Annotated in this window: 1 pseudogene; it reads left to right on the forward strand. The window is 41.9% G+C overall.

Features of this window, described 5'->3' with window-relative positions:
* Positions 1-1,021: pseudogene (locus CD035_RS14035) on the forward strand (hypothetical protein); the annotation flags it as partial.

Below are 1,021 nucleotides of genomic sequence, written 5' to 3' on the forward strand. Positions count from 1 at the left end.
AAGCCAACTGATAAAGATGGTGACGGTAAGCCAGATATCTCAACTCCGAAGGATTCAAACTCAGATAGTGATTCTGATTCTAACTCAGACAGTAGTTCTGATAGCCAATCTGATAAAGATTCTGGTTCAGACACTAACAGTGGTTCTAACTCTGGTACTGATAGTACTTCTGATTTAGACTCGAACTCTGATTCAAATAGCGATTCTGGTTCTAACTCAGACAGCAGCTCTGATAGTCAATCTGATAAAGATTCTGATTCAGACACTAACAGCGGTTCTGACTCTGGTACTGATAGTACTTCTGATTTAGACTCGAACTCTGATTCAAATAGCGATTCTGGTTCTGATTCAAACTCTGATAGTAACTCTGATTCTGAGTCAGACAAAGACACTGACGGAGATGGCATCCTTGACAAAGATGATAACGATATCGATGGTGATGGCGTAAGTAACGAAGATGAAAAACTTATCGGTACTAATCCAACAAACCCTGATACCGACGGTAATGGTGTAAACGATGGGGACGAAGATTACGATAGTGACGGTATTCCAAACAAAGATGAATCTAATCCTAAATCTGATAAGCCAACTGATAAAGATGGTGACGGTAAACCCGATATCTCTACTCCGAAGGATACTGACGGAGATGGCATCACTGACAAAGACGATAACGATATCGATGGCGACGGCGTTAATAATAAAGACGAAGAAGCTAACGGTACTGATCCAACAAACCCTGATACTGACGGTAATGGTGTAAACGATGGGGACGAAGATACTGATGGTGATGGTATTCCGAATAAAGATGAATCTGATCCTACTTCTGATAAAGTAACGGATAAAGATGGCGACGGTAAACCTGATATCTCTACTCCGAAGGATACAGACGGAGATGGCATCACTGACAAAGATGATACTGATATCGATGGCGACGGCGTTAATAACAAAGACGAAGAAGCTAACGGTTCTGATCCAACGAACCCTGACACTGACGGTAATGGTGTAAACGATGGGGACGAAG

The sequence above is a fragment of the Mammaliicoccus sciuri genome, assembly GCF_002901825.1.
GTDB lineage: Bacteria > Bacillota > Bacilli > Staphylococcales > Staphylococcaceae > Mammaliicoccus > Mammaliicoccus sciuri.